Genomic DNA, 2,330 nt, shown 5'->3' on the forward strand with positions numbered 1-2,330 from the left:
CATGCGCCAGTAGCTATAACCCGCAGTTGCGCAGGCGGCGAGGGTAATCAATACCAGCAGAGGGATCCAAATAGCGCGTTTACTTTTTTTGTTAATCGCGGAGTCAGTCATCAGATACGGGCTTCCTGTTTCGGTACAGCTTATGGGCTGATTATCCCGTGTCCTGTCCACGACAAAGCGTGGAAAAGACGCGGATAATCATGCTACCTCTGGCGTTAGGCGAAGATGTCTACTGCTCCATCACCGCGTGCTGCGGCTTGCAGTGAGGCTGGCGCTGCCAGTACGGCGTCATCTTCAGCGGCAAAAATGTCTTGTCCCTGAGCGCGACCCGCCTGCTGTTGCTGCCCGGAAGACTGCTGATTACCGGCAAAGCTTTCACTGCTGATACTGCTTTGTCCAAGCTGGATCCCGCTTTCAGCCAACTGCGTACGCAGCATCGGTAATGCAGCTTCCAGCGCAGCGCGCACGTGACTGTGTGGCGATACCATTTGCAACTGCGCGAGATTGTCATCCAGCTTGAGGGAAATGTGCACCTGGCCCAGATCCTGTGGATGCAGACGCAGTTCTGCGCTTTGCTGGCCCTGGCGAGTAAACAGAGTGACGTGCTGGCTTAGTGATTGCTGCCATTCCTGGCTACCCAATGGCGCGCTTAGCACAGGTGCGGCGGTCGGTAACGGCTGAGCGTGGGACTGCGGGCCACTTAACGGCGCCGTCGTCATGCCAATGCTGGTCGGCGAAGGGGAGCTTTCAATTTCCGCTCTGGTCGTCGCCGCTGCCGTCAACGGGGTTAATGTCGGATTGTTTGTCTGATCTACGCTGCTGGCAGGCGTTGCAATATCCGCTTTGCCTTTTTTGGCATCACCTGGCAGCAATTCGCCAGCATTATCGGCGATAGCGCTGTGTACCGAGCCTCGTGATAACGCCGAAAGCGTCGCATCAACGGGGGCTGGCGCGCTGTCGACGGCCGGTGTGGTCTGCGGTTGTCCTGGCAGCATGGCGAACAACGCGCTCAGGTTGGCGAGATCCTCATCGCTCAGTGCGGTGTTTTTTTCATCCTGCTGAGCGACTTTGCCCAGTGTCGTCAGGGCATTAACTTTCAGTGAGGGCGTGAGGGCAGACAACAGTTGCTGAGCGTCTGTCATGCCGACAAGAGAAGCATCAGTGTGCATCTCTTTTTGCGCCAGTAGTTCGGTCAACTTGAGCGACGGTGCTGAATCGCCATTTTTTTGCAGTAACCCTTTTTGCAGTTTGCTACTGGCCGCCTGTAAGTCGGCAAACGACAGCGGGGCGTCTTTACCCTGCGCGTTGTCCGCACCTAATGCACCCGCCAGCAGCGCTAAAAAATCCTCGGGTGAATCAACCGCTTTGCCTGACTGAAGACCTGCGGCTACGTCGGTGTCGGTGGTAATCAGTTGGGGTAAAGTAATCATTCGGGTTTCCTCATAGCTGCACGCTGAGCAAATTCATCCATTTTTTTCTGATCCAGGCGGTTTTCGGCCAGTAACGCCGCCGAGGTTTGTCTGTCCTGCAGAGTCTGCCACGCCTGTAAACGTTGTTTTTTGTCGCGCCAACTGTTCAATGCCTGGTCTACTTTCTGCGTCCACTGATTGAGCTGTTGGCGGTGTTGCTCAATCGCTTTTTCCAGCGTCTGAATAAATTGTTGGTAATTGATCCAGCGATTACTGGTAATACCCTGACCCATGTCACTGTTCAGATTGTTGCGATACTCATGCTGATAATCGATCAGCATTTTCAACTGCTCTTCCGCCTGCTGACAGCCACGACGCATCTCTCCCAATAAGACAGCGGCGTCATCTACCTCTTTTTCAGCCAGGTCTTTCAGTGTGGCTAATGCACCATGTTGTGCCATGACCTATGCTCTCCTGCTTACTCACACACCAGGGAAAATCAGTTCTAACGCGTGCAGAGAATCTTCCCAGTCCGCCCGTTCAAAAATGCCTTGCTGTAAGAATGCCTCCAGTTGTGGCCATAGGGCGATGGCTTTATCCAGCATGGGATCGCTGCCTTTGGCATACGCCCCCACGCTGACCAGATCGCGGTTGCGCTGGAAGCTGGATAGCAGCTGTTTAAAGTTACGTACCCGCGCATAGTGTTGTTCACTAATAAGCGCGGTCATGGCGCGGCTGATCGAGGCTTCAATATCGATGGCCGGATAGTGACCCGCTTCGGCCAGATGACGGGACAGCACAATGTGGCCGTCCAGAATCGCGCGCGCGGAATCCGCAATGGGGTCCTGCTGGTCGTCACCTTCGGTCAGTACCGTGTAAAACGCGGTAACGGAACCGCCGCCGTGAATACCGTTCCCGGCG

At 55.0% G+C, this 2,330-nt stretch carries 2 protein-coding genes and 2 pseudogenes; all 4 read right to left on the reverse strand.

Features of this window, described 5'->3' with window-relative positions:
* Positions 1-111 (reverse strand): annotated as a pseudogene (gene fliL, locus FDW87_RS22930) (flagellar basal body-associated protein FliL); the annotation flags it as partial.
* 104 nt (positions 112-215) lie between these two features.
* Positions 216-1,430, reverse strand: a complete 1,215-nt coding sequence (gene fliK / locus FDW87_RS17540) for a flagellar hook length control protein FliK (protein WP_049259716.1) — start codon at positions 1,428-1,430, stop codon at positions 216-218.
* On the reverse strand, positions 1,427-1,870 hold the full coding sequence (fliJ, locus tag FDW87_RS17545) for a flagellar export protein FliJ (protein WP_016153491.1): 444 nt from the start codon (positions 1,868-1,870) through the stop codon (positions 1,427-1,429). The genes fliK and fliJ overlap by 4 nt, the downstream gene beginning before the upstream one ends.
* Positions 1,871-1,891: 21 nt before the next feature.
* Positions 1,892-2,330: pseudogene (gene fliI / locus FDW87_RS22935) on the reverse strand (flagellum-specific ATP synthase FliI); the annotation flags it as partial.

It is taken from the genome of Citrobacter sp. wls826 (genome assembly GCF_005281245.1).
Taxonomy (GTDB): domain Bacteria; phylum Pseudomonadota; class Gammaproteobacteria; order Enterobacterales; family Enterobacteriaceae; genus Citrobacter; species Citrobacter braakii.

What these genes read in the sequence shown, in the direction of transcription:
- fliK (WP_049259716.1), bottom strand. Translation starts at nt 1,430, where the DNA reads ATGATTACTTTACCCCAACTGATTACCACCGACACCGACGTAGCCGCA.
- fliJ (WP_016153491.1), bottom strand. Translation starts at nt 1,870, where the DNA reads ATGGCACAACATGGTGCATTAGCCACACTGAAAGACCTGGCTGAAAAA.